General features: G+C 40.0%; 27 protein-coding genes and 1 riboswitch. Of the genes, 19 read left to right on the top strand and 8 right to left on the bottom strand.

The genetic code is table 11. From position 1 onward, the window contains the following. The first annotated feature begins 61 nt into the window (after positions 1 to 61). Positions 62 to 838, top strand: a complete 777-nt coding sequence (locus ACY3XC_RS17640) for an enoyl-CoA hydratase-related protein (RefSeq protein WP_464869711.1) — start codon at positions 62 to 64, stop codon at positions 836 to 838. 82 nt (positions 839 to 920) lie between these two features. Further along, complete coding sequence (paaX, locus tag ACY3XC_RS17635) at positions 921 to 1,811, top strand: phenylacetic acid degradation operon negative regulatory protein PaaX (protein WP_464869710.1); 891 nt, start codon at positions 921 to 923, stop codon at positions 1,809 to 1,811. Between the two features lie 118 nt (positions 1,812 to 1,929). Here the strand turns inward: paaX and ACY3XC_RS17630 are convergent, their stop codons facing one another. Beyond that, positions 1,930 to 2,442, bottom strand: coding sequence for a gamma carbonic anhydrase family protein (locus ACY3XC_RS17630; RefSeq protein ID WP_402617553.1), 513 nt, complete (start codon positions 2,440 to 2,442; stop codon positions 1,930 to 1,932). Between the two features lie 80 nt (positions 2,443 to 2,522). Here ACY3XC_RS17630 and ACY3XC_RS17625 point away from each other — a divergent pair, with 80 nt between their 5' ends. The 6 genes from ACY3XC_RS17625 (at position 2,523) to ACY3XC_RS17600 (ending at position 6,053) form a co-directional block, all read left to right on the top strand. Continuing rightward, the gene (locus ACY3XC_RS17625) at positions 2,523 to 3,482 is read left to right on the top strand and encodes an NAD(P)H-dependent flavin oxidoreductase (protein WP_464869709.1); all 960 of its coding nucleotides are present in this window, start codon (positions 2,523 to 2,525) and stop codon (positions 3,480 to 3,482) included. A gap of 350 nt (positions 3,483 to 3,832) precedes the next feature. Further along, positions 3,833 to 4,027, top strand: a complete 195-nt coding sequence (locus ACY3XC_RS17620) for a hypothetical protein (protein ID WP_464869708.1) — start codon at positions 3,833 to 3,835, stop codon at positions 4,025 to 4,027. A 43-nt stretch (positions 4,028 to 4,070) separates the two neighbouring features. Continuing rightward, positions 4,071 to 4,421, top strand: a complete 351-nt coding sequence (locus ACY3XC_RS17615) for a family 4 glycosyl hydrolase (protein ID WP_464869783.1) — start codon at positions 4,071 to 4,073, stop codon at positions 4,419 to 4,421. Next, on the top strand, positions 4,412 to 5,254 hold the full coding sequence (locus tag ACY3XC_RS17610; RefSeq protein WP_464869707.1) for a family 4 glycosyl hydrolase: 843 nt from the start codon (positions 4,412 to 4,414) through the stop codon (positions 5,252 to 5,254). Before ACY3XC_RS17615 ends, ACY3XC_RS17610 begins: the two co-directional genes overlap by 10 nt. 77 nt (positions 5,255 to 5,331) lie before the next feature. Then, a complete protein-coding gene (locus ACY3XC_RS17605; RefSeq protein ID WP_464869706.1) occupies positions 5,332 to 5,790 on the top strand; it encodes a hypothetical protein in 459 nt (152 codons plus the stop codon). Positions 5,791 to 5,897: 107 nt separating this feature from the next. Next, positions 5,898 to 6,053, top strand: a complete 156-nt coding sequence (locus tag ACY3XC_RS17600) for a hypothetical protein (protein ID WP_464869705.1) — start codon at positions 5,898 to 5,900, stop codon at positions 6,051 to 6,053. Positions 6,054 to 6,124: 71 nt separating this feature from the next. Here the strand turns inward: ACY3XC_RS17600 and ACY3XC_RS17595 are convergent, their stop codons facing one another. Continuing rightward, positions 6,125 to 7,042, bottom strand: coding sequence for an aldo/keto reductase (locus tag ACY3XC_RS17595; RefSeq protein WP_464869703.1), 918 nt, complete (start codon positions 7,040 to 7,042; stop codon positions 6,125 to 6,127). A gap of 203 nt (positions 7,043 to 7,245) precedes the next feature. Here ACY3XC_RS17595 and ACY3XC_RS17590 point away from each other — a divergent pair, with 203 nt between their 5' ends. From ACY3XC_RS17590 to ACY3XC_RS17580, 3 genes are read left to right on the top strand one after another with little or no spacing between them, the layout of a single operon-like run. Beyond that, positions 7,246 to 9,042, top strand: coding sequence for a cache domain-containing sensor histidine kinase (locus ACY3XC_RS17590; RefSeq protein WP_464869702.1), 1,797 nt, complete (start codon positions 7,246 to 7,248; stop codon positions 9,040 to 9,042). Beyond that, the gene (locus ACY3XC_RS17585; protein WP_464869701.1) at positions 9,020 to 10,600 is read left to right on the top strand and encodes a response regulator transcription factor; all 1,581 of its coding nucleotides are present in this window, start codon (positions 9,020 to 9,022) and stop codon (positions 10,598 to 10,600) included. The genes ACY3XC_RS17590 and ACY3XC_RS17585 overlap by 23 nt, the downstream gene beginning before the upstream one ends. A gap of 28 nt (positions 10,601 to 10,628) precedes the next feature. Continuing rightward, positions 10,629 to 11,930: an ABC transporter substrate-binding protein gene (locus ACY3XC_RS17580; RefSeq protein ID WP_464869700.1), complete on the top strand. Its 1,302-nt coding sequence runs from the start codon at positions 10,629 to 10,631 to the stop codon at positions 11,928 to 11,930. Positions 11,931 to 12,373: 443 nt separating this feature from the next. Here the strand turns inward: ACY3XC_RS17580 and ACY3XC_RS17575 are convergent, their stop codons facing one another. Together ACY3XC_RS17575 and ACY3XC_RS17570 are read right to left on the bottom strand one after the other, a co-directional pair. Further along, complete coding sequence (locus ACY3XC_RS17575; protein WP_464869699.1) at positions 12,374 to 12,928, bottom strand: hypothetical protein; 555 nt, start codon at positions 12,926 to 12,928, stop codon at positions 12,374 to 12,376. 3 nt (positions 12,929 to 12,931) lie between these two features. Next, positions 12,932 to 13,303: a nuclease-related domain-containing protein gene (locus ACY3XC_RS17570; RefSeq protein WP_464869698.1), complete on the bottom strand. Its 372-nt coding sequence runs from the start codon at positions 13,301 to 13,303 to the stop codon at positions 12,932 to 12,934. Between the two features lie 207 nt (positions 13,304 to 13,510). Between ACY3XC_RS17570 and ACY3XC_RS17565 the strand changes: the two genes are divergently transcribed. The 5 genes from ACY3XC_RS17565 (at position 13,511) to ACY3XC_RS17545 (ending at position 19,573) form a co-directional block, all read left to right on the top strand. Further along, positions 13,511 to 14,449, top strand: coding sequence for an ABC transporter permease (locus ACY3XC_RS17565; RefSeq protein ID WP_464869782.1), 939 nt, complete (start codon positions 13,511 to 13,513; stop codon positions 14,447 to 14,449). Positions 14,450 to 14,464: 15 nt separating this feature from the next. Further along, the gene (locus tag ACY3XC_RS17560; RefSeq protein ID WP_464869697.1) at positions 14,465 to 15,352 is read left to right on the top strand and encodes a carbohydrate ABC transporter permease; all 888 of its coding nucleotides are present in this window, start codon (positions 14,465 to 14,467) and stop codon (positions 15,350 to 15,352) included. Positions 15,353 to 15,370: 18 nt separating this feature from the next. Then, complete coding sequence (locus ACY3XC_RS17555) at positions 15,371 to 16,984, top strand: ABC transporter substrate-binding protein (protein WP_464869781.1); 1,614 nt, start codon at positions 15,371 to 15,373, stop codon at positions 16,982 to 16,984. 98 nt (positions 16,985 to 17,082) lie between these two features. Next, a complete protein-coding gene (locus ACY3XC_RS17550; protein WP_464869696.1) occupies positions 17,083 to 18,552 on the top strand; it encodes a glycoside hydrolase family 32 protein in 1,470 nt (489 codons plus the stop codon). Between the two features lie 88 nt (positions 18,553 to 18,640). Next, positions 18,641 to 19,573, top strand: coding sequence for a carbohydrate kinase family protein (locus tag ACY3XC_RS17545; protein WP_464869780.1), 933 nt, complete (start codon positions 18,641 to 18,643; stop codon positions 19,571 to 19,573). 73 nt (positions 19,574 to 19,646) lie between these two features. Here the strand turns inward: ACY3XC_RS17545 and ACY3XC_RS17540 are convergent, their stop codons facing one another. The 4 genes from ACY3XC_RS17540 to motA form a co-directional block, all read right to left on the bottom strand. Then, positions 19,647 to 19,778 (bottom strand): DUF3789 domain-containing protein, encoded by a 132-nt coding sequence (locus ACY3XC_RS17540; protein ID WP_179156784.1) that lies wholly within the window; start codon positions 19,776 to 19,778, stop codon positions 19,647 to 19,649. 45 nt (positions 19,779 to 19,823) lie between these two features. Beyond that, positions 19,824 to 19,907, bottom strand: a riboswitch (cyclic di-GMP riboswitch). A 98-nt stretch (positions 19,908 to 20,005) separates the two neighbouring features. Next, complete coding sequence (locus ACY3XC_RS17535) at positions 20,006 to 20,719, bottom strand: C39 family peptidase (RefSeq protein WP_464869695.1); 714 nt, start codon at positions 20,717 to 20,719, stop codon at positions 20,006 to 20,008. A gap of 25 nt (positions 20,720 to 20,744) precedes the next feature. Next, complete coding sequence (locus ACY3XC_RS17530; RefSeq protein ID WP_464869694.1) at positions 20,745 to 21,470, bottom strand: flagellar motor protein MotB; 726 nt, start codon at positions 21,468 to 21,470, stop codon at positions 20,745 to 20,747. After that, on the bottom strand, positions 21,467 to 22,270 hold the full coding sequence (gene motA, locus ACY3XC_RS17525; RefSeq protein ID WP_464869693.1) for a flagellar motor stator protein MotA: 804 nt from the start codon (positions 22,268 to 22,270) through the stop codon (positions 21,467 to 21,469). The genes ACY3XC_RS17530 and motA overlap by 4 nt, the downstream gene beginning before the upstream one ends. 89 nt (positions 22,271 to 22,359) lie before the next feature. Here motA and ACY3XC_RS17520 point away from each other — a divergent pair, with 89 nt between their 5' ends. Genes ACY3XC_RS17520 through ACY3XC_RS17510 form a run of 3 tightly spaced genes read left to right on the top strand, consistent with a single transcriptional unit; the run spans position 22,360 to position 24,435 of the window. Then, positions 22,360 to 22,797, top strand: a complete 438-nt coding sequence (locus tag ACY3XC_RS17520; RefSeq protein ID WP_464869692.1) for a YaaR family protein — start codon at positions 22,360 to 22,362, stop codon at positions 22,795 to 22,797. A 14-nt stretch (positions 22,798 to 22,811) separates the two neighbouring features. After that, positions 22,812 to 23,654, top strand: a complete 843-nt coding sequence (locus ACY3XC_RS17515) for a flagellar hook-basal body protein (protein WP_464869691.1) — start codon at positions 22,812 to 22,814, stop codon at positions 23,652 to 23,654. 4 nt (positions 23,655 to 23,658) lie between these two features. Further along, on the top strand, positions 23,659 to 24,435 hold the full coding sequence (locus tag ACY3XC_RS17510) for a flagellar hook-basal body protein (protein ID WP_464869690.1): 777 nt from the start codon (positions 23,659 to 23,661) through the stop codon (positions 24,433 to 24,435). Positions 24,436 to 24,537: the final 102 nt, after the last annotated feature.

Raw genomic sequence — 24,537 nt, 5'->3', positions numbered from 1 at the left:
CAAAGGCTGTCTCGAATAAGAGAGATGGCCTTTATTTTTAAAAAAAGAGAGGGAAAATGTCATGGAAAATGTATTATATGAAGTGATAGATCATATTGGATATGTAACAGTAAACCGACCGGACGTATTAAATTGTTTTAACTATGATACACTTCGTGAACTGCATGAGGCTGTTGATTCTATTCATGTTAATCCTGAGGTACGAGTTGTTATTTTTACAGGAGCCGGTAAGAAAGCATTTAGTGCCGGTGCTGATTTGAAAGAAAGAAAAACATTGAATGAGGCACAGGTAAGAAGAAATGTGAAAGCGATTCGGGATGTGTTTAATAGTATTGCCAGCTTGCCACAGCCGACAATCGCAGCGGTTAATGGTTACGCGCTGGGCGGAGGATTTGAGTGGCTGCTGTCGTGTGACTTTACGATTGCGGCACAAGGTGTATCCATGGGGTTAACCGAAACGAGCTGGGCAATCATTCCAGGTGCAGGTGGAACACAGCGTCTTCCACGACTGATTGGTGAAATGAAGGCCAAAGAATTAATTTTAACGGCGAAAAAAATCTCATCAGAGGAGGCGCTCGACCTTGGTATTGTATTAAAAGTGGTGCCACATGATGTGCTTTCTGAAGTGTGCAAACAATTTGCTGAAAACATGATGAAAAATGGTCCTGTTGCGTTAAAACAGGCGAAATATGCGATCATTCAGGGAATGAACACAGATTTACAAACGGGGCTTGCCATTGAAGCGAAAGCGTATGAACTGACGATTCCAACGGAAGACCGGATCGAGGCGCTCAATGCGTTTAGTGAGCGGAGAAAACCTCAATTTTTAGGGAGATAAAATTGACGTTTATGATATAATAGAAAAAAACGTCTCGTTCAAAATATGTAAGGGACAGGGAAATAGAAAGAGTGAAGAGGTTATGGGTGCAAACACACAATCGATGATTTTCACCATTTATGGAGATTATTTACGTCATTATGGAAACAAAATATGGATTGGCAGCTTAGTTCGTTTATTGAAAGAGTTTGGGCATAATGAGCAGGGCGTTCGTGTCGCGGTTTCCCGAATGGTGAAGCAAGGGTGGATTCAGTCGGAAAAGCAGGGAAACAAAAGTTTTTACTTTTTGACAGAACGAGGTGTTTCCCGGATGGATGAGGCCGCCAACCGGATTTTTAAACTGAACCCGCATGATTGGGACAGAAAATGGCGTATTTTAATGTATTCGATTCCAGAAGAAATACGACAGATTCGTGATGAGCTTCGACAGGAACTTTTGTGGAGTGGATTTGGCAGTTTCGCTAATGCCTGCTGGATTTCACCGAATAACCTTGAAAAAGAAGTGAATCTTTTAATCGAAAAATACGATATTAGTGATTACGTTGATTTCTTCGTCTCGGACTATAAAGGGCCAAAAGATAGTCAATCGCTTGTGGAAAAAAGCTGGCCGCTTGAGGAAATCGAGAATAAGTATGAGGAGTTCATCTCAAAGTACAGTAAGCAATTCATTGTACATCAAAGTGTGCTAAGCAAAGGAGAAATGTCCGACTCAGAGTGCTTTGTGGAGAGAACAAATCTAGTTCATGAATACAGAAAATTTCTGTTCATTGATCCAGGTCTGCCGAAGGAACTTTTGCCGCCAAAGTGGAGTGGTAATCATGCGGCACTGCTTTTTAGTCAGTATTATAAACTTTTAGCGGAACCAGCCAGCAGGTTTTTTGAAAATGTCTTTGAAGCGGATAATGATTTACGCAGAAAGGATCATTCCTATGACGCGAAAAATCATCCGTTAATTATTCATTCAAAAAAATAAAAGCTGCCGCAAAAGTCATTAATGGAAGACTTTTGCGGCAGCTTTTTGTGATGTAGATTCGAAATCCGGCGCAGTTTTTCACTTTCTAAAAACCAACAGTATACGGCCCTTAAATTATTTATTTAAGGATCTCTTTAAATTCCCGTCCTTTTTGTACATATGAATCAGTAGATAGGCGAATAAGTTCTAGGTCTTTATCGGTTAACTCCCGGACGACTTTTCCCGGCGAACCAACGACAAGTGAGCGAGGCGGTATCTTTTTGCCCGCGGCGATCAGTGTGTTCGCGCCAATAATGCATTCTTCTCCGATTTCTACATTGTCTAATATGGTAGAGCCCATACCGATAATGGAACGTTTCCCTACTTTGCAGCCGTGCAAAATAACGTTGTGTCCCACTGTAACTTCATCTTCAATGATAACAGGACATCCTTCGAATAAATGAATGGTGGAGTTATCTTGAATACTGCACTTTGCGCCAATGATAATAGAATCCTCATCCCCTCGTAACACAGCATTAAACCAGATGGAAGATTCTTCTTTAATCGTAATATCGCCAATTAAGTAAGCGCCAGGTGCCACGAAAACTGTTTTATGAATGGAAGGGGTTATGCCATTGAAAGGGATAATCATTTTTTTCGCTCCTTTTAAAAAATCAGAATTGTTTTTCTATTGATTATAGTATAACATGAAATTAATAGGGGGTTGAAAAAATGAAATATATTTGCGAACTTTTTTCTATTCATTATCCAATCATTCAGGGGGGAATGGGGAATATAAGTAATGCACAGCTTACGGCTGCTGTATCTAAAGCTGGAGGTCTTGGCACGATAGGTTGTGGAACGATGACTCCTGGGCAGGTCGAAGCCATTATTCTTGAAACTAAAGACAAAACGCATAACAGTTTTGCGTTGAATATACCAATTAATGTTAGTCCTTATACAAAAGAAATGATTCAACTGGTGTTAAAGCATAAAATACCGATTGTATCATTATCGGCTGGTAATCCTGCTCCTTTTATTCCACTCTTACATGAAAGAGGCATAAAAGTAATTGTGGTTGTTGCATCGGTGAAACATGCTCAAAAGGCAGAAGCTGCAGGGGCAGATGTACTGGTGGCAGAAGGGTTTGAGGCTGCCGGTATTAATTCAAGTCTGGAATTAACCACATTTACGCTCATACCACAAATAAGCCGCCATGTCACAATACCGGTTGTGGCTGCGGGTGGCATTGGAGATGGTCAAGGTCTGGCTGCAGCTTTAATGCTCGGTGCCGCCGGCGTACAGTTAGGCACCCGCTTGATTGCAACGAAAGAAGCACCCTTTCATTCATTATATAAGCAAAGGCTACTTGATGCAGGAGATACCGAAACCGTTATTTTAGGACGTTCAGTAGGACAAGTAAGACGGGTTTTAAAAGCACCATATGCTGCTCGCATTATTGATTTGGAACAAAGCGGATTGGCCTCGGAACAATACCGTGACATGACATCAGAGGACCACCACATTGCTGGTGCAATCCAGGGGGATGTTGAGAATGGTTTCATGAATAGCGGGCAGGTGGCCGGACTCATTGAACATATTCCAACCGTGAAAGAACTGCTTGATGGAATGATGAACGATGCTAGAAAACAAATGGAAGATCGATTAAGCAGCTTTCCTGTGATGTTATAATAAAGTTGAATTCTCATTGTTTTTACGAACCTGGATAAAGGAGTCTATAGGCGACCCAAATTAGATAGGAATAGTAAACGGGTAGCCAATCAATGCGAAAAGTATGTGGATGACACCAGAAGAATCAATGCGCAAGAAAAAAATGAAGAAAAACTTACTTTACATTAATATAATGATTGGTACGATTTTACTAAGTAGATTAGTGACAATCGTAGCAAATAAAGTATCATAAATAAGAATCCTATCTATAATCCGATTAGGATTCTTTTTTTCGCGTGACGACGTCCATGTAATGGGAAAAGAACTAGGAGTTATACTAATAAGAAATCGTAAAGGCATGAGGTTGCAAAATGGAAAAGTCAGAGAAGATTTTTTTAGATTATATACATGATAAGGATTTGAATCAATCGGAAAAGGATATCTTGTTCTATCTGATTCAAAAAAAGTTTGAAAACCAACAGTTAAGTATTCGTAAAGCGGGCGATGATCTTTTTGTTTCGACGACTTCGATAATTCGGGTTTACAAAAAGCTCGGTTTTAGTTGATGGGGAACGTCAATCGAAGGTAGTTGTAGCAGCGAAGACCGTAATTGCGGAATACACTGATTCCATTAAAGTGATTGATACAACGGATCCAGAAACAGCATTTGATGATGTAGACTTTGTGTTTGCCCAAATGCGTGTGGGTAAATATGCCATGAGAGAGCTTGATGAAAAAATTCCTCTTTTATATAGTGTAGTAGGTCAAGAAACATGCGGTCCTGGTGGTCTAGCGTATGGACTAAGAACGATTTTTCCAATGGTTGAATTAATTGATTTTGTTGAAAAATATGCAAAAGAATCTTGCTGGATTGTGAACTACTCAAACCCTGCATCCATCGTAGCAGAAGGTGTCCGCAAGCTTCGTCCAAATGCGAAAGTCATCAAGATATGCCTGTAGCAACGATGCGTAACATGGCTGGTATCCTTGGCGTCAATCGTGAAGACCTAGTGGTCGACTACTTCGGCTTAAATCACTTTGGCTGGTTCACAAAAGTAGAGGTGGCTGGTGTTGATCGCCTGCCAGAACTTCGCGATCACATTAGTAAGTGGGGGTTATTAACAGAAGATATCTCGAAAATTGACTACCGTCATGCAGATCCTTCTTGGATTAAAACGTTTAAAAATATTAAGCCAATTATGGATTTCTTCCCAGATTATATCCCAAATCTGTATTTGCAATATTATTTACTGCCAGACTACATTGTCGAGAATTCTAATAAAGAATATACTCGTGCGAATGAAGTGATGGATGGCCGTGAGAAGTCATTATTTGAAACAGTGAGGAAATTTGAAGAAACAGGTGTCTTAGATGATGCGTTTCACGTGGGTGTTCATGGAGTATTTATCGTCGATGTAACAGTTTCTATCGCACAGAATCTAGCAAAACGCTATCTAGTTATGGTTGAGAATAATGGAACGATTCCTAACCTGCCAGCAGATGCGATGATCGAAGTTCCGGCGTTAATCACGAGCAAAGGTCCAGTACCTGAATATGTTGGAGAAATTCCATACTTCCACAAAGCGATGATTGATACTCAGCTTGCTTCAGAGAAGATTTTAGTAGAAGCAATCACAGAAGGTTCTTATGAAAAAGCATTACAAGCATTCACGCTAAATAGAACGATTCCATCTGCGATTGTAGCTAAGAAAATTCTCGATGATTTAATCGTAGCCAATAAAGAATACTGGCCAACCCTTACGAAAAAGTATCAAGAAGGCGTATTGGTATAATCATTTTTCGAAAAAAAGTGCACGCAGCCTGCGTGTGCTTTTTTTGTTTGGGCAAATATAATAAAGGGAGGGATTTTATGGAAGAATTAAAGTATTTAAATCCGACCGAGCTGCTGGAGAAGATCTATGATACGCTTTGTTCTGAGTATGAGGATGAAGCCCACTACGACAATGAAAAGGACAAACAAGATATAGAAGTCACCAAAAGGCGTTTAACGAAAAAAGTGTTTAACGAATTCGTCGTCGATGATGAGTATTTTTTAACGATGGATTCAAAAACCTTTAAAGAACGCTATCATCTATATGAAAAAGACTTGCTCAAAATGATTACCGGATGCAGCGAAAACGGTGTGCCCTATGAAAAATTCATTGTAATCATTGATGACTTACTGGCAAGCGCCAACCATAGACTGAATGCATTTGACCAACTAAACGAAGAAATTACCAGAATAAAAACAGAAAAAGAACAAGAAGAAGGAACAGAAGAAGTGGTAGAGGAAGAAGAAACAGGTGAAGAAGCGGCAGAAGAAGAATAGAAAACAATTATACAGTGATGTATAAATGGTGACAGGCACCGAATTTTTGTTTTATTCATAATGCTGTTTGAACTGGAAAGGCTATGAATAAAGGAGGTTTGATTGGAATGAAGATGAAAAGGTTATTGATGATGTTACTTTTAGGCTTTTCTCTTTTCACTATAACGGGTTGTGGCAATGATGAGGAACCTGAAGAAGGGGAAAAGATTGAGGATGTAGAGGAAGAGGATGAAATTGGCGATGGCGAGGTTGATGATGAATAAGGGTTAAACCCTTTTGTTATATCAACACAAAATAGAAGGGAGTGCCTATAACGGCACTCCTTTGCTTAATACTATGGCAGGATGTTTCCAGCAGCACGAAAGATATCGTACCACTCTTCGCGGGTCAGATGAATTTCACTTGCTTTGCAGCAATCCTTCAACCTGTCCACATTCATCGTTCCAATAACGGGCTGCATTTTGGCTGGATGACGCAGCAGCCACGCGATGGCGATGGTGGTATTGCTGACCTCATACTTAGCAGCGATTTCATCAATCTTTTGATTCAATTCTGGAAACTTCTCGTTTCCTAGAAAAACACCTTCAAAGAATCCATATTGGAAAGGTGACCATGGCTGAATGGTAATGTCGTTCAGTCTGCAAAAATCAAGCACACTTCCATCGCGATTAATTGCTGATTCGTTCTCCATGTTCACGTTCAATCCATTGGAAATCATATTGGTGTTTGTGATACTCAATTGCAGCTGGTTGGCTACAATTGGCTGCTTCACATATTTCTGCAGCAATTGAATTTGCATCGGGTTTTGGTTGGAAACACCAAAATGGCGTACTTTTCCTGTACTCTCCAGGATATCGAATGCCTCTGCTACTTCCTCAGGCTCCATTAGAGCATCCGGACGGTGAAGGAGCAGCGTATCCAGATATTCGGTGTTCAACCTTTTCAAAATCCCATCGACGGAATTTAATATATGTTCCTTTGAAAAATCGAACATTCCTTTGCGAATGCCGCATTTTGATTGGAGGATGATTTTTTCACGGATGTCAGCATTCATATGAATGGCATCGGCGAAAATTTCCTCTGATGTTCCATCCCCGTAAATATCAGCATGGTCGAAAAAATTTGCTCCTTGCTCTAAAGCATTTTGGATAAAAATCTCCGCTTCCTTCTTTTCTAATGATTTCATGCGCATGCAGCCAACTGCTACAACCGGCACATCTAATGTGCTGCTTCCTAGTTTCATTGTTCTCATCATCATGACCTCCATTTTGGGAAATTTTCCACTCTCATGAACACTATGTATATCATTTCTTATTTTGACACATTAGCAGGTTAGTATCAAAATTTACGAATCGCTGCATTTTCCCAAGTGCTAGAGTCGAGTAATAGGAAAGTGCTATAATAGATTATTCCAATATACGAAAAATTGTAAGGGTTTTCCCTGAAGGGGGTAACATGCTTTTTTCATTACGCAATCGCTTATTACTTATTTTTACCTGTTTGTTAACCATTCCCTTTATTATACTATCATTGATTATTCCTAGCTTTTTTACATCTGTTATTCGAGAACAGACTCAAGAGTTGACCATAGAAATGATGGATCAGTTTTCGCTTTATGTTGATTCCATCTCTACACAGGCAGAGGATTTGGGCAAGCAAGTGCTTGTTAATCAGACCACACAGGAGTGGATTCGATTAAATAGGCAAGGTGCGGAGAAGGAAGAAATCGATGTATGGATGAATCAACTTAAACAGGGACTATCCTCAATCATGATTAACAATTCTAATGCGATGTCGATTTCGGTGCTGCTTAATGATGGGACCGGTACTTGGGGCCTTCATTCCTCACTTCATGAAACGGATTGGTATCAGGACTTTACCCAACATCATCAGGACTATGTTAAGTCGCATTTAGATCCATTTCAGCAAAGTCATGAAATGCAGCAAAAGAAGATCAATAGCTATATTTTGCCCCTCATTGATACCAATACGATGATATCTGCAGGGGTCATTAAGGTGAATTTTCCTTCTGCTTTACTGGAAACGGCCCTAAATAAAATAACAATTGGGCAAAATGGGCATACCTATTTGCTAAATCAGCAGGGTGAGAACATTTTGGCAGGGAAAATAAAGACCCCGAATTCGATCCTGAAACAAAGTTTAAAGCAAATCACCACTAGCGATGACCAAGAAGGGCTAATTGAAGCTTCTTACCAGAAGGAGAAGTATTTAGTTTTCTTTCAAAAGCTGCCAGTAGGGGATTGGATCCTAGTCAGTGAAGTGACAGAGTCCGATTTATTCGCAAGGGCCAATCATTTACAGCGAAACCTTCTTATAACGAGTGCAGTCCTTTTTTTCATCACGATTGTGGCTTCGGTGATTATGTCTAACAATATTACAAGTCCTCTAGGAAAACTTGCAAAAGCAATGGGATTTATCGAACGGGGAGATTTTACAGGGGCAAAACGCTTTATGCCGCACATTAAATCTCAGAATAATGAAGTTGATTACCTTATTAATGTTACGGAACATACGATTGATCAATTGCAGAATTTAATTGAAACAGAATATGAAGCCAATTTGCGCCGGAAAGATGCGGAATATAAAGCCTTATTATTACAAATCAACCCTCACTTTCTAAATAACACGCTTGAAATTATTGGAAGTTTAGCACTTCAAGAGAAAAATAAAGAGGTCATGAATGTAAGCATTTATTTAGGGAAAATGCTGAGATATTCTTTAAATACAAAAAGCAATATTGTACCGTTAGGCGAAGAAGTAAATTATATCAAGAGTTACACGAACATATTAAAGTTAAGATATGAGGACAGCATCACAATTCAAATGGATGTAGACCCTGACACCATAACGATCCCCGTAATAAAATTCATTTTACAGCCACTTGTGGAAAACGCTGTGAAATACAGTTTCACTGAAAAGCCGTTTGCAGATATTTTAATAAAAACGGAAGTGATTGGAAGTCAGCTTACCCTGTCAGTGGCAGATAAAGGGATGGGGATGTCTGAAGAAATCATTTCTGATTTAGAATCCCAAGCGGATGAAACCATACACGTATTGGAAAGCAAAGGAAACAGCATTGGGCTAAGAAATGTCCTTGGACGATTAAAGCTTACCTATGGAGCTGACTTTTTCTATCGAATTGAATCCACGAAAAATGAAGGCACGAAAATCACATTGCTGATTGATTTGAAAAGGGGGGATAGACAGGATGAAGGTGTTAATCACGGATGATGAGATTCAAATTCGAAGGGGATTACGCTTAAAGGTAGACTGGGAAGAAGAGGGATTTCAACTTGTAGAAGAGGCTTCAAATGGAAAAGAAGCTCTTGAAATCATCCAAACTAAGGATATCGATATAGTCATTACCGATATGAGAATGCCTATTATGGATGGAGTAGAATTGGCAAAACGTTGTCACCAAGATTTTCCCCATGTAAAGGTCATCGTTTTATCAGGTTATTCCGATTTTGATTATGTGCGAAATTCACTGCAGCAAGGCGTTAAAGACTATTTACTGAAACCTGTTGCCCCCGATGAATTAGTAGAAGCATTGAGGAAGATTCGGAAAGAAGTAGAAGAAGAAAGAAGAAAACAAGTAGAAATTGCGCAAATGAGTAGACTCGTTCATTCTCATCTACAAGAAATGCAGGAACAATTTATCCTTCATTTAGCAAAAGAAGAAGTATTACAGCTTCCAATCGTTACTGAAAGACTTCAGCAGCTTCAACTCGAAGAACTGGCAAATGAAAATGCAAAAGTACAGTTTTTCACGGTGGAAATTAGAGATGGCCTCGATCCTGCTCGTTTAGGGGAACTAAGGATTCCATTTCAGATATTGTGTAAGGAAATCGCTCAACAGCAGAATGCAACCTATGTGTTTACGGATCCTAGCTATCCCAATATGGTTCAATTTTTACAGCTAGTTGATTCCCATTCTTCAACGACCAATCCTTTCGTTTTGCAAATTCAACAAAACGTTAACAAGCTATTAAAATTAGAAACGGTCATTGGTATAGGGACGATTGTGAATGGGCTTTCAGAATATAGGAGCGGGTATATATCCAGTTTACTTGCGTGGAGCCAAAGTCAACTTGGATCAAAGTCACAGATTATGGATCAAACGACTGCAAGCGAAGAAGTGTTTGACTTTTCTCCGGATTTTGAGAGACGGATAACGAATTCCATTGAAAATGTTGATTTTACTGCCTTTAAAGAGAATCTACAGATTGTTCTTGAAGGGTCTGAAGGACGATCGGTTATGTCGTTTTCTTTTGCTGCCAACCAGGTGTTATTTATGTTGGGTTCATTAGCCAAAAAGTACGATGTCGAGACGAAAGATATTCAAAATACGATTTGGAATTGCCAACAAAATATATGGAAGCTCTATTCTCAACATAAAGTGAAAGAGGACCTGATTCAATTAGCCTCATTAATCATTGAAAAAGTTCGCCTTGCTCGATTTTCCAATAAGAAATTAATCGATAGTATCCGCCATTATTTGGACCAGCATTATGCAAGTGAAATTTCCCTTACCACCTTGTCTACATTATTTCACATTAATAGTGCCCATTTATCGGAAACATTCAAACATCATGTCGGCCAGAACTTTAGTGATTATCTGGTAAATTTGAGGTTGAATAAGGCAAAACAATTACTTAAAGATAACCAGCTGAAAATCATTGATGTCAGTAACTTAGTTGGTTTTTCAAACTCAGGGTATTTTAGTACGGTATTTAAAAAACACGTTGGACAAACACCTTTAGAATTTCGTAACTCGATAGGGGAATAGTCTGGTTTGGTAGGGAGGAGGAGATTTGGTGAAGAAATGGTTAACACTCATCATTCTTATTGGTATAGCGGGATTAGCCTTTTTTTCTTTATCAGGTAAAAGTCCAGATAAGGAGAAACCGATAATGCAAGTCGAGCTGACCTTTTTACGAAATTTAACGAATCCAGCGTTTAATCATGCCTATGAAGAGATGGTTGCTGCCTTTGAAGCAACGCACCCCAATATTAAGATTAATATGCAATCGATGCACTGGGGAAGTGAATACGAATTAAGGCTTCGTACTGAACTGGCTGCAGGAAACCATCCGGATATTATGGCGATTGATAGTCCGAACCTGGCTCTTTATGCAAATTCTGGTTCGCTATTATCGATTGATTCTTATATGAAAAAGGAAGGCAATATTGACGATATACCTGAAGGCGTATTAAAGGGTTTAATCTATAAGGATGAAATTTACCTTGCCCCCATTGTGGAATCGAGCATTGCTTTATTTTACAATATGAATATTTTCAGGGAGGCCGGAATCCCCTTTCCTTCTGGAAATCCAAACAATCCCATGACGTGGGAGGAAGTACTGGAAATTGCTAAAAAAATCAACAATCCTTCAAAAGGTGTGATAGGGATTGACCCTGCCCAAGGCTTTAATGTTGGGGAAGGGCCAGCTTATTTTAAAATGCCGATCCTTTGGCAGTTCGGAGCAGATGTGATTAGTCCAGATGGGTCAACCTCCGAGGGGTATCTCAATTCTCCAGAAGCATTAGAAGCCCTGCAATTTTATCAAGATTTATATCGTAAGCATGGGGTAGCGGCAGTTGAAATGCCTCCCGCTCCTTTTGAAACAGAAAAGCTTGGGATGACGGTATTGGGTTCTTGGGCGTTATCGGAATTGCAACAAACACCTGGTTTTGTGCTTGGAGAGGATTATGGGGTCGCCCCCCTGCCGAAGGGGAAACATCAAGTTGTCCCGAATGGAGGCTGGGCACTGGGGATTTCATCGAAAACCAAGCATCCAGAGGAGGCCTGGGAATTTGTGAAATTCGCTACAGGGTATGAGGGTTCGAAATTGTTCGTCGAAATTTCCGGTGATTTACCTGCACGATATTCAGTTGCAAAAGACTTCCCTGAGCTTAATGAATATCCCAAAAATATCTTTGTCCAACAAGACCAAAATTACTCAAAAAATCGACCAGTAACTCCAGCCTATCCAGTCATCAGCGAAGCGGTTAAGGATCTATTTGAAGAAGTCGGGCTGCAAGGAAAAAATGTCGAAGAAGCCGCAAACCTAGCGGTAGAGAAGATTAATAATGGTTTAAGAGATATCAAAAAGTAATCCTCTAGTTTAGTGACTGGGGGATTTTCTTATGAGAGACAAATCTCATCAGGAGACCATAAGATTTGTCTCTTATCAAGGGAATGAAGGACAAATCTCATCAGGAGACCAGAAGATTAGTCTCTCATCGAGGGTATGAAGGACAAATCTCATCAGGAGACCAGAAGATTAGTCTCTCATCGATGGTATGAAGGACAAATCTCATCAGGAGACCATAAGATTTGTCTCTCATCAAGGGAATGAAGGACAAATCTCATCAGGAGACCAGAAGATTAGTCTCTCATCGAGGGGATGAAGGACAAATCTCATCAGGAGACCAGAAGATTAGTCTCTCATCGAGGGGATGAAGGACAAATCTCATCAAGAAAGCAGGAGATTCGTCTTTCATCAGAGAGAGAAGGACAAATCTCAACAAGAGAATGAAAGATTCGTCTATTATTCTGTCATTTATCCCCTTTCCATTCATAATAGGTCCATTGATGAACACCTTTGATATTTAAATGTTTTCCCAATGTCCGGCTAATGGTTTTTTTAGAAGCAACCACGCTGCACCAGTCATAAATTACATTTGTGGTGATTTTTCTATCTGGAAAAAGCAACTTAAATTCCACAACCATACGCAAAACAGCAGATGTAACCATTTCTTCGCAACCGCAAGTATGACACACTAGTTTCTTTCCCTGAACCGACACTGAAAATGAATAGCATTTTTTGCATGTCAGCCCTTTTCTAACTTGATCATACTCATAGGAGGGTAATTGGGTATAGGGAGATTCTGTTTGGTGCAATGAAATGAGTTTGTCTGCTAGATTTTTATGCGACTGATTAAGCAGTGAAGGTTTTTGATCCAATTTGCTCATAAAGCGGTCAAGCTGGGTAGGCAAAATAAATGGCAGGTCAGGTGGAGTTTGGTATAACGTAAACTGAGGGTTGATGAAAATGGCATATGCTTCAACAGTTAGTTTACTCCCTAGCGATTGAAGAACATTACTCAGCAATAACTAACTACGTTTTAGCTGGTCTAGCGGGTTCTGGATATCTCGTCCGCTGGGGGTTTTAAAATATTCCTCGTCATAAACATATTCGCCTTCGAAATTTTTTACTTCAAAAAGGGAATAGGTCCCTTGGAAAATGAGGGATGAATCAAGTTGGAAACTAGATTTACTATTTTCAAGTTGCAAATCATTTAAAATATGACACTCACGCTGAAGTTTCTCTGTCAACCTATCAAACTGAACTTCCCCTTTATATCCTTTTTCTTGGTTTTGATAATACCTTTGATCATCCCCGGTTAATTTCATTCGTTTGTTCAAAATTCGTAAAATCTTCAATACAAATGATTCACTCCGAACCTTGTATGGCATATCCCACATCCTTTCTCCTCCCTATCATATCGAAAAAATAAAGTGAAAGCGATATCAACTCCCGAAAATATTAAAATACATCAACCAAAAATATTAAACTCTTCATTCTCTCCATTTTGTTATATTTAACCCATGTTGAAAGTGCTTTCAACGGAACTAAGTTGATAGGAGGGTAAGAGAGTGGAAGAAATAGTAAAAGCAGAGCAAACCCAAACCATACAGGTTAATAAACCAGCAACAACTACAAAACTAAGCAAGAACCTTACTTACATTAAAAAGAACTACATCCTTTATTTGCTTATTGCTCCTGCCGTTATTCTTACAATTATCTTTAAGTACATCCCCATATACGGAGCGACGATTGCCTTTAAAGATTTTAGTCCGATTAGAGGGATTACGGGTAGTGAATGGGTAGGATTTAAACATTTTACAAGTTTCCTAACGTCGCCTAATTTCATCGAAATATTAATGAACACCATTAAGTTAAGTTCCTTTGAACTATTGATAGGATTTCCTATTCCCATTATATTGGCTCTTATGTTAAACCAACTGCGAAAATCGAGTGTGAAAAAGAATGTTCAGTTAGCCCTATATGCACCGCATTTCATATCTGTGGTTGTCGTTTCGGGAATGGTCTTTCTTTTTCTATCACCGGTTGGACCTATTAATGCGTTGTTATCAACCTTTTTAGATAAGCCGATTTCGTTCATGTCAGACCCTGATTATTTTAGATCCATCTACATTTGGTCGGGGGTTTGGCAAGGGGCAGGCTGGGCATCGATTGTTTATGTTGCCGCACTTGCGAACGTTGACCCGCAGCTTCATGAAGCAGCAACACTTGACGGGGCGTCACTCCTGCAGCGAATATGGCATATCGATCTTCCGACGCTTAAGCCAGTGATGGCTGTCTTGTTTATCTTAGCGGCTGGAGGGATTATGGGAATTGGTTTTGAAAAAGCCTATTTACTGCAAACGTCGATGAATTCACCATCATCAGAAATTATCGCGACTTATGTTTATAAACGAGGGCTGCTGGCAGGTGATTATTCGTTTGCGACCGCTGTTGGATTATTTAATGCTGTAGTGAATGTGATTTTACTAGGTGTAGTTAACCAAGTGGTTAAGAAACTAAACGAAGGCGAAGGACTCGTTTAAGGAAGGAGGAAAAGTATGAACAACCAAATCAAACATGCAAAAGGCGACCGAATGCTGCTTTTGACCAATAATATTCTACTAACGATTATCGTCCTTGCCATAGTAGGACCACTATTATATGTCTTTCTATCGTCCTTCCTAGAACCGAATGCAATCATCCGAAAGGGACTATCGTTACATTCCTCTGATTGGTCATTAGAAGGTTATAAGCGGCTCTTTACCGATGACACCATTGTGAGAGGATTTTTCAACTCACTTCTTTATTCAACTGGATTTACGATTGTGACCGTACTCGTTTGTCTTTTTGCAGGTTACACATTATCAATAGAAGGTTTAGTTGGTAAAAAGGCATTTATGATTTTCTTCTTATTTACCATGTTTTTTGGGGGAGGCTTGATTCCAACGTATTTTGTTATTCGTGATTTAGGGATGCTGAATACAATTTGGGCGATTATCCTGCCCGGGGCTGTTAATGTCTGGTTTATTATTCTCGCTAGAACTTACTTTAAAGCGGTTCCAAATGAGCTGAAGGAAGCAGCGAGAATCGATGGGGCATCCGATTTAAAAATTTTCTTCAGTATTATTTTACCTTTATCCAAACCGATTATCTTTGTTCTAGCATTATATGCCTTCATTGGACAATGGAATGCTTACTTCGACGCCATGATCTACCTTGATGATCGAGAATTACATCCACTGCAATTAGTATTGCGTTCGATTCTGATTCAAAACGAAGTTCAGCCTGGAATGGTTGCGGATGTCGAGGCTAGAAACGAGTTAATGAGAATTTCGGAGATGATCCGTTATTCATCGATTGTGATTGCAAGTTTACCGTTATTGATTATGTACCCATTCTTCCAAAAGTATTTTGAAAAGGGAGTTATGGTTGGTTCACTAAAATAAAAAAAGTGAGGGTTTATGATGAAAAAAAGAATGTTAACAACAGCTTCAACTCTACTACTTTCAGGGGCTTTAATCCTTACCGGCTGCAGCAGTAAAAGCGGCGGAAGCGAAAGTTTCTCTTCTAAGGATTATAAGCTTACAGATGTACAGTTCCCCTTGAAAGAGGAAAAAACATTAAAGATTATGACATCCAGTTCACCATTAGCTCCTGAGGATCCTAACGAAAAGTTGATTTTCCAACGCTTAGAAGATCAAACAGGTGTAAAAATTGATTGGAGAAATTATACAGGTGATGTTTTTGCTGAAAAGCGAAATTTAGCGATTGCCAGCGGAGAGCTTCCTGATGCAATCTTTAATTCGGCCTTCAGCGACTATGAACTATTAAAGCATGCGAAGGATGGAGTTATTGTTCCAGTTGAGGATTTAATTCAGTATATGCCAAACTTACAAGCTGTCCTTGAAAAAGCACCACAATACAAAGCAATGATGACGGCACCTGATGGTCATATCTATGCATTCCCATGGATTGAGGAGTTAGGTGAAGGAAAAGAAAGTATTCACTCTCTTGATGCATTCCCATGGATTAATATGGAATGGTTAAACAAATTAGGATTAGAGGTTCCAAAAACAACAGAAGAGTTAAAGCAAGTCTTACTCGCTTTTAAAACCCAGGATCCAAATGGTAATGGTGAAGCGGACGAGATCCCCATGTCATTCATCATTAATGATGGCGGGCAGGATCCCCATTCATTATTCGGTGCATTTGGTCTAGGCGATAACTGGGATTTCACGGTTGTAACCAACGATGGAGAAGTAAAACTTACTGCGGCTGATGAAAGCTATAAAAAGGCCATTAGCTGGTTTAATGATTTATACAATGAAGGGTTAATCGATATTGAGGCATTTGAGCATGATTGGAACACGTATCTTGCCAAAGGCCGAGACAAAAAATATGGTTTGTACTTTACATGGGATAAAGGAAATATCACTGGAATGGGCGATGATTACGACCTGTTAGCTCCATTAAAAGGTCCAGAAGGTCATCAAAATGTTGCAAGAACAAATGGAATGGGCTTTGACCGCTCACGTTTAGTCGTTACATCAGCAAATAAAAACCTAGAATTAACAGCAAAGTGGATTGACCAGCTTTATGATCCGTCTCAATCCGTACAGAATAACTGGGGTACGTATGGTGACGAAAAGCAACAAAACATTTTTGGAATGGATGAGGCTTCAAAAATGTTAAAACACCTTCCTTTAGAAGGTACAGCACCCGTTGAATTAAGAGAAAAAACATCTGTCGGCGGGCCATTAGCGATCTTAGACAGCTACTACGGTACTGTGACTACCAAACCAGATGATGCTGCTTGGAGATTGAACTTAATGAAAGAAGTAATGGTTCCTTACATGGAAGCCGATAATATTTACCCGCGTGTATTTTTCTCAATTGAAGACCTAGATCGACTTTCTGTGATCGAAACAGATTTGTTTGCTTATATTAAGCGAAAACGTGCCGAATGGATTGCAAATGGCGGCGTTGAAAAAGAATGGAATGAGTATCTAGCAGAATTGGATCGACTTGGATTACAAGAATGGCTTGAGATTAAGCAAAAAGGTTACGATCGAAATTAGGAATAATACCCGGTAAATAGTCTCGAGGCTGTGTCAAGTGCTTTGGCAATTGTACAGCCCTTTTTACTAATGTAATAGATAGAAGGAGCGATAAAAAAATGATACAAACCTATAATGAGCAGTACCGTCCACAATTTCATTTTTCACCAGAAGAAAAGTGGATGAATGACCCGAATGGAATGGTCTTTTTTAATGATGAATATCATTTGTTCTATCAGTACCATCCATTTGGTACGACCTGGGGACCGATGCACTGGGGACATGCGGTAAGCAAGGACCTGATTCATTGGGAGAACCTGCCGATTGCCTTATATCCGGATGAACTAGGTGCCATTTTTTCAGGAAGCGCGGTCGTAGATTGGAAAAATACCACAGGCTTTTTTGAAAAAGATAACCCAGGAATGGTTGCCCTTTATACGAGTGCCGGCACTTACCCTGATTCTGATCGACCGCTTCAGCAGCAAAGCTTAGCATACAGTAAGGATAATGGAAGAACGTGGGTGAAGTTTGAAGGGAATCCTGTCCTTTCAGACGTGAGCCTTACCGATTACCGTGATCCTAAAGTTTTTTGGCATGAAGAGACCAATAAATGGGTGATGGTACTGGCTACGGGTCAAACCATTACGATTTATACTTCCCTTAACTTAAAGGAATGGGAGTTTGCCAGTGAATTTGGACATACTGCTGGTTCACATGATGGCGTATGGGAATGCCCAGACTTATTCAAACTACCAGTAGATGGCGGACAAGAAAAGTGGGTAATGATTGTAAGTATCGGTGATAACGGTCAAACAGCAGAAGGTTCCCGAACACAATATTTCATCGGCCAGTTTGATGGAACCACTTTTGTGAATGACCATGACGATTCGACGATTCTCTGGTTAGATTTCGGCCGGGATAATTATGCGGGTGTAAGCTGGTCTGATATCCAAGATGGAAGACGTATTTATCTTGGCTGGATGAGTAACTGGCGCTATGCCAATCAAGTTCCAACAGAGTCTTGGAGAAGTGCGATGACGTTACCACGAGAATTATCCTTGGCTACAACCGAGGCTGGCGTCCGTTTATTCCAGCAACCCGTTGCAGAGGTGAGTAAGATTAGAAAAGAAACGGAATCTTATTCAAAAATGTCAGTTGAATCAGGGATCCGTGTTTCAATCCCTTTAACTCAGTCTTTAATGGAAATAACTATCGAATTTGAAAAAGTAAGTTCAAGCCAATTTGGATTAATCATACAGCATTCTGAACAAGAAAAAACGGTCATTGGTTATAATGCAGTAGAAGAGAAGTTATTTGTCGACCGAACACTTTCTGGGGAACATAGCTTTTCGACATCTTTCCAAGCTGTACAGGAAGCCCTATTAAAGTTGGATCAGCAAAGGTTGAAACTTCAATTGTTTTTAGATGCTTCTTCTATTGAGGTGTTTGCAAACAATGGTGAGGCTGCTATTACAAGCTTATTGTTCCCGCGTGAATCAAGCAAAGAGCTAATTTTATTTTCAAATGAAGGAACTACAAATGTTTCGCATTTAAAAATAACGGAACTTGATTCTATTTGGAGCAAGTAAGTGAAGTGTGGAAGCTCTAATCGCTTAAATGGTTAGAGCTTTATTTTTTAAAAGGATGGTGTTTGGTTTGAGTTCATCAATTATATGCATGGGTGAATTATTAATCGATTTTTTCTGTACTGATGTGGACATTAACTTAATAGAGGGGCAAAGTTTTCAAAAACAAGCTGGAGGAGCACCGGCTAATGTCTGTGCGACGATTGCCAAATTAGGAGGTACAGCTCTTTTTAGCGGAAAAGTTGGGAATGACCCATTTGGGCAATTTCTAAAGAAGACACTTGATGACGCCAAAGTAGATACATCAATGGTCGTGTTCGATGATTTCCATCCAACCACATTGGCCTTTGTTTCCTTACAGGCAAATGGCGAAAGAGATTTTGTATTTAATCGCGGGGCTGATGCCTTTTTAGTAGAGGAAGAAATTGATAGAGATAAGCTAAATGGGGCAGCTATTCATCATTTTGGTTCTGCCACTGCGTTATTAAGCGATCCCTTTCAATCCACTTATATTCATGTCATGCGTAAGGTGAAGGAACAAGGGAAATTTATTTCATTTGATCCAAATTATCGAAAAGATCTATGGAAAAACAGAATTCCTGCATTTATCGACATGGCAAAGGAGGGAATCGGCTTAGCTGATTTTGTAAAAGTAAGTGATGAGGAGCTAAAACTGATTACGGGGATTAATAACCTGGCTGAGGGAACGGATCTTCTTCATGAGTTAGGTGCAAGAATAGTTGCTGTGACATTAGGGAGTGAGGGAACCTATTTGTCAAATGGGAAAAAGAGCGAAATCGTTCCAAGTGTAAAAATAAAATCCATTGACTCCACGGGTGCTGGTGATGCATTTGTTGGTGCAACCTTATACCAATTCGCAAAAGGTAAACCTGAGATCGAAGACTTCGAAACACTTAAAGAAATCGTTTGTTTTAGTAATAAAGTAGGTGCCTTGGTATGTACGAAGGTAGGAGCCATTACTGCAATACCGACGATAGAAGACATTCTATCTGTAAGATCCTGATAATGCTTGGATGCTAAACAACAGGGTGACAGGCACCGCCCGTGGACACTGTCCACCTGAGGCGGACAGTCCCCTATTCTATTCGATATTCTTTTGGTATTGGCATTTCTATTTGTTGATCGGCGTTTTTTGCTACTGACATTAGACTCATTATGATTATCGCTGTACAAGATCCTGTGATTACACCTGCAATAAAAGTTAACATTATTTTTTCCTCCATTTTTCACATAATCGTAGGACGGGTTACATATTCGGTAACTGGCTAGCCTGGTTTTTAACTTTAGCCCCTGCAGTTTTGCGTCATCACCTTTCGGTCATTTTGCCTTTTCGTACGATTAATGTATTTATTTATTTTTGGTGAATATTCCTTAGTATTCTACTGTATCGGCAACCTTGTTATGAAAGTTTAATAAATTTATCATTTAGCACCTTTTATTTGGGTTCGATGACGATTGCTTGTGAGCCCATCTGCTCCCATGAGGCGATGAAATTTTCTCTGTCTACTTTTTTGTTTTTTGTTCCATAGGGATCGTTAAGATAGATGTATTCTTGGTCATAGCCGGTAATGACGACGCTGTGCATTTTGAAGGTAATCCCAACAGTTCCTTGTGGAGTAGTCCAAGTCTCGAAATCTACTATTGGTGAAAAGTTGCTGGTGGTAATCACCCAAACGGGCAGTCCCTGATTTATTTTTTTCAGAATGGCCGAAAAAGGATAGTTTGATAGATTTTGAACCACCAACTGATCCGTAATATTGGTATTTGCCAAATAAAAAATAGGTCCATGGTAGACACCTAACCCGGGACCGTCCTCCATATTTCCGACAAATCCCATATTGGGATTTCCATTTTGCCCATCCCCATATTGGAGTGGGACACGTGGGATTTGTGCCGCTAGTTGATTTTTATTCACATCGATTCCCCAATATTGAAGTAACATGGCCAAACTTGTTACTTCGCAGCCGTTAAATAACCGGGGTTCTTCCATTTGATTAAGTAATGGTACATCCAATTGGATTTCATTGGCCAGAACCACTTTGGTGAAAGGAGTAGCAACTTCATCCATGTTACCTCCTGTACCTACATCTGCCAATATTGAAAAACAGAAAACTAATAGACTAAAACCATATATAACAACCTTTTTCACAGCTGCATCCTCCAGTCGCAGAAAATTAACTGCCTCGTAAAATCACAACGGTTACCCGCCGATTTGACTGGCGGTTTTCATCCGTATCATTTGGATAAAGCGGCTGATATTCTCCAAATCCTGAAAATTGCATGCGATTTGCTTGAACCTTTTGAGATTCAAAGTAGTGGAGAACACTGGCGGCTCGAGCGGCAGACAATTCCCAATTGGAAGTATAGATTGTATTATGTGCCGGAACATTGTCAGTATGACCCTCGATGCTAATTGGATTAGGAACGGTATTAATCAAGCCGACAAGCCCGTTTAGGGTTTGGAACGAGTGTTCCTTCAAATCCGCTCTGCCAGAATCAAATAAAATGACATCCTTTAATGACACTTCAATCCCTTTTTCCGTATCCTCTAGAGAGACCATATCCTGCAGATTGTTGGTATGGATGTAGCTTTCAAGCTGCTGCTTCAACACATCTAGTTCTTTATCATTCGTTTCTTCCTCGGGTAATCCGACCTCCGGTTGAGGAGAAGAAGGATTGGGGGAAAGACCAGCGTGTACACTTTCTATTTTTGTCCCTGTTAATTCAGATTGAAAGGATTCCATGATGGATTGATATTTTACTTTGTCAACGGTACTGGCTGCATATAAGACAATGAACAATGCTAATAACAGTGTTAATAGGTCAGCATATGGAATCAGCCAGGATTCATCAAAATGTTCATCATGGTCAGTGTTAAAGGCCCTTTTCCGTTTCCTCATGCCGATTTCTCCTCAAAATAATCATCTTCTTCCGGTTGACTTTCTGCTTTAACCCGTTCAGACGGTGGAATATGGACCGTCAGCTTTTTCTCCAAGGCACTAGGCAAAACTCCCTGATAGATAGAGAGCAGCCCTTCAATGATAATCAGCTTTAATTCCTGCTCTTGTTTGGAAAGTCTCTTTAATTTGTTCGCTAGTGGATGCCAAAGGACATAACCGGAAAAAATCCCAAGTAAGGTAGCAATGAAAGCTGCTGAAATCGAATGACCGATTTTTTCTATTTCGGATAATGAGCCGAGAGCAGCAATTAAACCGACTACGGCCCCAAGTACACCAAGCGTCGGAGCATACGTACCCGCTTGGGTAAAAATAAGGGCGCCTGTTTTATGACGCTGTTCAATCGCCTCGACTTCATCGAATAGCACTTCCTCAATGAAATCCGCATCATAGCCATCGATGATCATTTCGAGCCCTTTTTTAAAAAAAGGATCGTCCGTTGATTCTGCGATTTCCTCTAAAGCTAAAAACCCCTCTTTTTTGGCCATCTCCGCACATTCTATTAATCTAGCAATCTGTTCTGCCTTCGAAGGAAGTTTCGGTTCCACCAGAGCAATTTTTAACAGAATCGGAAATTTTTTAATTTCTCGGAACGGAAATGCAATAAGTATCGCAGCGGCTGTCCCGCCAAAAATAATCAGATATGCCGCAGGATTGTTCAGGGATGCAAGTGGTGCTCCCTTTAAAATCATCCCTATACCAATTGCTGCGAGTGCCAATAAAATTCCAAAAATACTAGACATAAATTTCTCCTTTAGTTTATCTTTAATTTAGTTTTAATAAATTTCATTCTACGTGAAACGGAAAATTTAACCATGAAAGGGGAATCCGCTTGAAGATCCAACAAAGTCAAGCTATCAATCAGGATCGATTTATTCCAGTGCGGGAGAAAGGGAAAGAATCCCCTTCTTTTCAACAAATTTTTCAAGAATCACAAGCTGATTTAACAAAGGATCGTTTACAAACGCTACTCAAGGATTTGGAGCAAAACGGTATTCGGTTAAGTACCTCGCAATCAGTAAAGGATTTACTGGCGTTTAAACAAAGCATTCAAGACTTTTTAAAAGAAGTCGTTCAAAATGGTTACTCCATAGAAGAGTATCGGTCATTTCACTCCAATGGTAGAGATAAAAGACTAAAAATAATTAAACAAATTGACCAACAGTTGATTAAGCTTTCGGAGCAAGTGATGGAAAAACAAACTACTTCCGTCGGCCTTTTGAAGACGATCGGAGAAATTAAAGGGCTTTTAGTAAACTTATACATGTAGAGAGGAGTTCGACTATGCTTCGAGGAATTGATACCGCTGCCTCTGGGATGATTGCGCTACAGAGGAGCCAAAATGCACTTACGAATAATTTGGCTAATGTCGAAACCCCAGGGTTTAAACAGGACTCAAGTCCGCTGCGTTCCTTCCCAGAAATGTTACTAGAACGCATTCGACAAACAGAAACTTCAGGAGAAACACCAAAAATCGGTACATTGTCCATGGGAGTCTATAATCAAGAAACCTTACCACTTTTTTCACAGGGAAGTCTGGTGAATAGCAATATGCCTTTTGATGTTGCGATTAACGACCAAAACCTGCCTCCTATTTTGGAAAACGGTGAATCCATCAAACCAGCTGCCTTTTTTGCTGTACAAACTGCTGATGGCAGTTTCCAATTTACGCGAAACGGAAGGTTTTCCGTCAATGAAAATGGACAGCTGACCACTTCATCCGGAGATTTGGTTTTAGGGAAAAATGGCAGACCTATCTCCGACCAAGATTTGACCACTGGAAATGTGACCATCCAAAATAATGGGGATATCATCGTAAACCCGGATGACCCAGCACGGGTAAGAATCGTTGCCTCACTTGGAATCATGGTGGTCAATAACCCGGATCAATTAGTTAAAAAAGATAATGGTCTTTATGCGTTAGAGGGGGCAGGTCCAGGTATGCTTGCACAGACTCTCCCAGCCGGTTTACAGCTGCATCATAAAATGATTGAGCAATCGAACGTTGATACCTCCCAAACGATTACCGAAATGATGACAAATATTCGGTTGTATGAGGCAAATCAAAAGGTACTTCAAGCCTACGATAAAACACTAGAACAATTAAACACGATTGGAAGGGTCTAAAGCTATGAATACATCTTTATTTATTGCTTCGTCTGGTATTCGCGCCTACCAAGGGAAGTTAGATACCATTGCTACTAATATTTCGAATCTGGAATCGACAGGCTTTAAGCGCAGAGAAGCCACTTTTTCTGACAATCTAACCGTTTCGATTCAAAACCAAGCAGAGGCTCAACAGGAGGTGGGACGTTTGTCTCCGCCGGGCATTCGAACTACCTTTGGATCGCGTCTGGCGGCAACGCCATTGGATTTAACTCAAGGTATTCCTAAGCAAACGGATCAGCCCTTTGATTTCATGATTGAAGGGAACGGCTATTTCCAAGTCCAACGAACCACAGGAACAACAACGGAAATTTTGTATACAAGAGGTGGAGCTTTTCAACAATCACCAGTTGGAGGCGGTCGATTTCAGCTGGTAAACGCCCATGGTGATGCGCTTCTTGATCAAAATCGAAATCCAATTGAATGGAGCACGGAAAATGAATTTGTAGTGGCAAGCGATGGAACCATTACGGGGACAAACCAACAAATCGGTTTGGTTGACTTCAGTAATCCGCAGCTGTTAAAGGATGATGGCGGGGTGTACCGATTAACGGGGGGAGCCGTTACCGCTGTTCCTTCTAATTCTCAAATCAGACAAGGGTTTTTAGAATCGTCCAATGTGGATTTGAATCAGGAAATGACTGATATGATCAAGGCACAAAGAGGCTATCAAGCCAATGCCCGCGCACTCAGCTATGCGGATCAGATGATGGGAATCGCGAATGGGATCATGAGGTCATAACGGAATTTATATCAATCAAGCAACGGTAGTCAGTGCTGCCGTTTCTTTTTTTGAAAAAAGTAAGAAATACTCTAAACAGTAAACGATAAACTGCCGATACAA

The sequence above is a fragment of the Bacillus sp. CZDM1 genome (genome assembly GCF_055502545.1).
Note: the sequence above shows the minus strand (reverse complement) of the source record. Positions and strands in the feature narration are given on the sequence as shown.